The 4,969-nt window shown below is 50.6% G+C and carries 6 protein-coding genes; all 6 read left to right on the plus strand.

Annotated features, from left to right (window positions below; genetic code table 11):
• The first annotated feature begins 261 nt into the window (after positions 1–261).
• From AAAX32_RS09890 to AAAX32_RS09915, 6 genes are read left to right on the plus strand one after another with little or no spacing between them, the layout of a single operon-like run.
• Entirely contained in the window at positions 262–678 is a 417-nt protein-coding gene (locus tag AAAX32_RS09890) for a hypothetical protein (RefSeq protein WP_055287649.1), read from the plus strand.
• A gap of 13 nt (positions 679–691) precedes the next feature.
• Complete coding sequence (locus AAAX32_RS09895) at positions 692–1,153, plus strand: PTS sugar transporter subunit IIB (RefSeq protein ID WP_099432598.1); 462 nt, start codon at positions 692–694, stop codon at positions 1,151–1,153.
• Positions 1,154–1,180: 27 nt separating this feature from the next.
• Complete coding sequence (locus tag AAAX32_RS09900; protein WP_055310757.1) at positions 1,181–1,966, plus strand: PTS sugar transporter subunit IIC; 786 nt, start codon at positions 1,181–1,183, stop codon at positions 1,964–1,966.
• Positions 1,953–2,783: a PTS system mannose/fructose/sorbose family transporter subunit IID gene (locus AAAX32_RS09905; RefSeq protein ID WP_055310758.1), complete on the plus strand. Its 831-nt coding sequence runs from the start codon at positions 1,953–1,955 to the stop codon at positions 2,781–2,783. The genes AAAX32_RS09900 and AAAX32_RS09905 overlap by 14 nt, the downstream gene beginning before the upstream one ends.
• A gap of 48 nt (positions 2,784–2,831) precedes the next feature.
• A complete protein-coding gene (locus AAAX32_RS09910; protein WP_055310759.1) occupies positions 2,832–3,830 on the plus strand; it encodes an SIS domain-containing protein in 999 nt (332 codons plus the stop codon).
• 30 nt (positions 3,831–3,860) lie between these two features.
• Entirely contained in the window at positions 3,861–4,745 is an 885-nt protein-coding gene (locus AAAX32_RS09915) for a PfkB family carbohydrate kinase (protein WP_349100732.1), read from the plus strand.
• The last annotated feature ends 224 nt before the right edge of the window (positions 4,746–4,969 follow it).

Raw genomic sequence — 4,969 nt, forward strand, 5'->3', positions numbered from 1 at the left:
CTTCGCGGCGGCGGTCGGCCCCATGCCGTCCTCCGTCGCCAGGAGGAAGAGCTCGACCTTCTCCCTGCTGTACATGCGAACCTCCAGTCCGGACCGCCCCGCGGTCCAACTTTCTGTCCGCACCCCCTTACGGGCGAATTATTACCGCTTAGGAAGCTTGATTGATCTGTCTTGACAAAGCGAAAGTTTCGAGGATACTGTAGATAACAATACAAAATATAACGTTCTATTAACAGATGATTGACTGAGATTGGGAGATAAATGAGGAAGTTGCTCTTGGCCAGCCATGGGCCACTTGCTAGAGCGATGCGTGAAACGCTCCAGCTATTTTGCGGTGAAGATCCTCGCGTTAAGGTGCTATGCGCATATGTCGATGAGGACACGATGGATGTAAACGAGTTGATAGATTTTTGGGACCGTTCTCGCGACCCAGCAGACCAGTGGATTGTCATCACTGATGTCTATGGTGGGTCAGTGAATAACGCTTTTATGGAAAGGTTGGGTGACGATTCTCTAAGGCTCATTGCCGGCATGTCGCTACCACTAGTGCTCGAAGTGTTTTCGAAATTGAGCACACTTGATGACGCCGAGCTCGCTGCATTGGTTTCAAGTGTCCGCCAAAAGGGCACATGCCTATGTTCGCTGCCAAATTCGGTAGAAGAAGACGAGGATTTTTGAGAAAGGAACAAAGATGATTAAGCTGCTGAGAGTTGACCATCGCTTGCTTCATGGTCAGGTTGCCATGACTTGGACGCAAGAGCTTGACACCAATTGCATTTTGATTGCCTGCGATGCGGTTGTGAAAGATGACGTGCGCAAGACGACGCTTAAGCTGGCACGTCCGGCAGGCGTCAAATTGGTTATCAAATCGGTCGATGATTCTATCGAGGCTCTTAGGAGCGGTGTGACCGATAAGTACCGCTTGTTCATTGTCGTTGAAAGCATCGAAGATGCTTACCGCCTGGCAAAGGGCTACAGCGAAATCGAGCATATCAACATTGGAGGAACGAAGCCGCGTGAGGGTGCAGATGTACGCCTATCTTCAACGGTTTTCGCTACCGATCGCGACGTGGAGCTTCTACATGAGCTCAGTGATGCCGGAATCGAGGTGGAGATCAGGCAGGTACCTAGAGACGAGAAGATTTTGATTTAAGCACATACAATAGAAAGGGGATCCCTCATGTTGACTCAAGCGATCCTTATCGGCCTCGTCGCAATGTGCGTGACATTTGAGTGGGCACTTGGCACTTGCCTTGCTTCTCGCCCGATTGTCACGGGCGTCCTCATCGGTCTTGTGATGGGTGATTTGCAGACGGGCATTATTGTCGGCGCCACGCTTGAAATGGTGTTCATTGGATCGGTTACCATCGGGGCGGCCGTTCCGCCTGACGTTATCACCGGTGGTATTTTGGGCACTGCCTTTGCAATTTCGACGGGTCAAGGCGCTGAAGTTGCGCTGACACTCGCTTTCCCGATTGCGTCGCTTTATCTCATCATTGATAACGCGCTTACGCTGATCGTGATGCCGTTTTTCGTCCATAAAGCGGACGACTGCGTGGCAAAGGGCGACCTCAAAGGTATGGAGCGGATGCATCTGCTTGGTGGATTCATCGTCAAATCGCTTCCTCGCTTTTTCGTGTGCTCCCTTGCTTTCTATCTCGGAACGCCGGTTATGAACGCGGTGCTTAACGCAATTCCCGAGTTTGTAAGTAACGGCCTGGTTATTGCGGGTGGATTCATCCCTGCGCTCGGCATTGCACTGCTCGCTTCAATGATTGTCAACAAGCAGACTGCTATTTTCTTCGTGCTCGGGTTTGCGCTCTGTGCCTACATGAGCATTCCAATCCTTGGTATTGCCATCATTGGGCTTTGCCTCGCAGTAATCCTCGTGGTGGTCCAGCCAAACTTCATTGCTCAGACGCCACAGCTTAGTTCGGAAGGGAGCTTCGACGATGACGACTTCTAATGACACCAGTTCCAACAAGATTACAAAGCGTGATCTAAAATCGGTATTTTTCCGTTCGCTTACGATGGAGTACTCCTGGAACTACGAGCGCCAGCAGCACATGGGATACTGCTTCTCCATGCTTCCCATCATTCGTCGCGTGTATAAGAATAAGGATGACCAGGCTGCTGCTGCTAAGCGTCACATGGAGTTCTTCAACACCACTCCTTATGTCTCAACATTAATTCTGGGCATTTCGGCAGCGATGGAAGAGGCAAACGCTAACGAAGAGGATTTTGACGAATCCTCCATCAACAGCGTAAAGGCCGCTCTTATGAGCCCGCTGGCCGGCATCGGTGACTCTCTGTTCTGGGGAACGTTGCGTGTCATCGCCACTGGCTTGGGTGTGTCGCTTGCTATGCAGGGTAACATTCTCGGCCCGCTTCTCTTCCTTGTCGTATTCAATGTTCCGCATTATCTGATTCGTTGGTTCTGCCTTAAATGGGGCTATGGATTCGGAACCAGTTTCTTGAGCAAGATCGAGAAATCTGGTCTTATGCCAAAGCTCACTATGGGGGCTGCAATTCTCGGTCTTATGGTTATCGGCGCTATGGTGCCCAACCTTGTATCGGTCAGCGTGGCTGGTTCTCTCGGTACCGGCGACAGTGCGCAGACTATCCAAAGCATCATCGACGGTATCATGCCGAGCCTGCTGCCGCTGCTTGTGACACTTGGAGTTTACGAACTCGTCCAGCACAAGGTCAAAATTGCCTGGATTCTCGTTATTCTCATGGCGGTTGGTATCGTCGGCTCCTTCTTCGGAGTGTTTGCAATCTAAATGGTTGATTTCGCCGTCTGGCCCAATTGAATTAGAAAGGTATATCTCATGGTTTCATTTGATGAACAGGCAATTCTCGATAACGGTGCTTATATCTACAATCAACGTGCCGAAATTGAACGCATTGCTGACGAAATTTGCGAAAAGGGTTTCGATTCGATTTTCTTCACCTCGTCAGGTGGCTCGCTTGCGATGATGCAGCCGTTTGACTATATGGTTTCTGTTATGTCCGATATTCCCGTCCAGTCCCAAGTTTCGGCAGATTTCCTCACGGTTGGCAATCGGCGCATCGGTAAGGGGACCTTGGCGTTCATGGCGTCCAAGTCGGGCGACACCAAAGAGACGGTCGCGGCGGCAAAGGCGGCAAAAGACGCAGGCTGCACCATTGTCTCTACGCTTGGCGTGGACGGTTCACCGCTTGGTGAACTTTCCGATTATGGAGTGATCTATAAGCAGGGTCGTCCTATGGAGCTCGTGCTGTACCTTCTGATTGGAAAGATTCTCAAGAACAGGGGCTTTTTCGATGACTACGATCGCTTCGCTGATGAGCTTGTGAATCTCCCTGCTGCTCTCGTTTCCGTCGGCAAGAACGCTGACGAGATGGCTCGCGCATATGCTCTGAAGCACAAGGACGACCCGTATCAGATCTGGATCGGTTCTGGCAATCTGTGGGGCCCCACGTATTCGTTTGCCATGTGTGTGCTCGAGGAGTCCCAATGGCTGCGCACCAAATCCGTTACATCGCCTGAGTTCTTCCATGGCACTATCGAACTTGTTGAGCCGGGCGTTTGTGTCGCGCTCGCAATGACGGAGGCGCAGACTAGGCCTCTTGATGAGCGCGTTGCACGCTTCTGTAAGCAATATGCGGATGATTTCACCGTATTCGATACACATGATTATGAGTTGCCGGGTATCAGTGATGAATTCCGCTGGATGCTTTCTCCGGTGGTGCTCAATGCCATTCTCTCGCGTGTGAGCAAGAATTTCGAGGAAATTCGTGACCATTCGCTCGACATCCGCCGTTATTACCGCAAGGTCGAGTACTAATAAAGACCGTACGTGATGGGAGGCGTTGAGGTGAAAATCGCAGCAATTGGCGACAACGTTATTGATCGCTATCTCAACAAAGGCGTTATGTATCCTGGTGGCAATGCCGTAAACGTCGCTGCCCATGCAAGCATGCTTGGCGCACAGGCTGCGTATATTGGGGAGATCGGCAACGACCTGGGAGGGCGAATAATCACCGATGCCCTTTCTTCGCTGAACGTTGACCTTTCGCAATCATCTATGCCTGAAAAAGCGACAACCAAGACTTGCGATGTAAATGTTTACGACGGTGAACGTGTCGAAGTTGGTTACGATACAGGGGCTTGCTGGGCGCACAAAACCCACATCAACGATTCTGATATCAAGTTTCTTCAGGGATTCGATGCGGTTTTTACCAGCGTCAATGCAAAGCTGCAGGATGATGTGCACCTAGTTCAAGATCTTCCCGCTGTGGCGGTTTACGACTTTTCCGTTAAAGATAAGTATCGAACCGACGCATATTTCGATCTTGTTTGCCCTGCTACAACCCTTGGTCTGTTTTCCTGTTCCGGCGAGAGCGATCAACAGATTCAAGTTCTATTGAAGAGGGCCATAGAGCATGGTTGTCGCTACACGATTGCTACACGGGGATCTGCGGGGCCTGTGTTCTTTGACGGTTCCCGATGGTACCAGGGAAATATAAGACCCGTAGATGCGCTTGACACCATGGGCGCGGGAGATTCGTATATCACTGCGTTTGTTGTGAGCTGTCTCTCGCATGGCTGGAGTAAAAAGCAACCGCTCGATGTGGGGATCATTCGGGATGCAATGGAGTTCGCTGCTGACTATTCAGCTAAAAATTGCCTTAAACCCGGCGGCTTTGGATTCGAGCATAAACTCGCCGAGATGAAAGACAGTCAGGTCCTCCTTTCCTAGAAGGGTTTTTATTTAGACCATTAAGTATTAATACGTAACAAAATGACAAGTTGTCATTGGAACGAATTTCGTTCTATTAAACGAAGGGATAATTGCTATGTTCAATTTCGATGAGCCTCGTTACGAGAAGGTTGTGAGCGATGCCCTCGCTCTCCGTCCTCAGATTGAGGCTGCCGTGGACGAGGTCTGCGAGCAGGGCTATTCCAACATCTTCTTCATCGGCT

It is taken from the genome of Collinsella sp. CLA-ER-H3 (genome assembly GCF_040092425.1).
Taxonomy (GTDB): Bacteria; Actinomycetota; Coriobacteriia; order Coriobacteriales; family Coriobacteriaceae; genus Collinsella.

Coding starts and splice junctions, on each gene's coding strand:
- AAAX32_RS09895 (WP_099432598.1), top strand. CDS start 692: ATGATTAAGCTGCTGAGAGTTGACCATCGCTTGCTTCATGGTCAGGTT.
- AAAX32_RS09910 (WP_055310759.1), top strand. CDS start 2,832: ATGGTTTCATTTGATGAACAGGCAATTCTCGATAACGGTGCTTATATC.
- AAAX32_RS09890 (WP_055287649.1), top strand. CDS start 262: ATGAGGAAGTTGCTCTTGGCCAGCCATGGGCCACTTGCTAGAGCGATG.
- AAAX32_RS09900 (WP_055310757.1), top strand. CDS start 1,181: ATGTTGACTCAAGCGATCCTTATCGGCCTCGTCGCAATGTGCGTGACA.
- AAAX32_RS09905 (WP_055310758.1), top strand. CDS start 1,953: ATGACGACTTCTAATGACACCAGTTCCAACAAGATTACAAAGCGTGAT.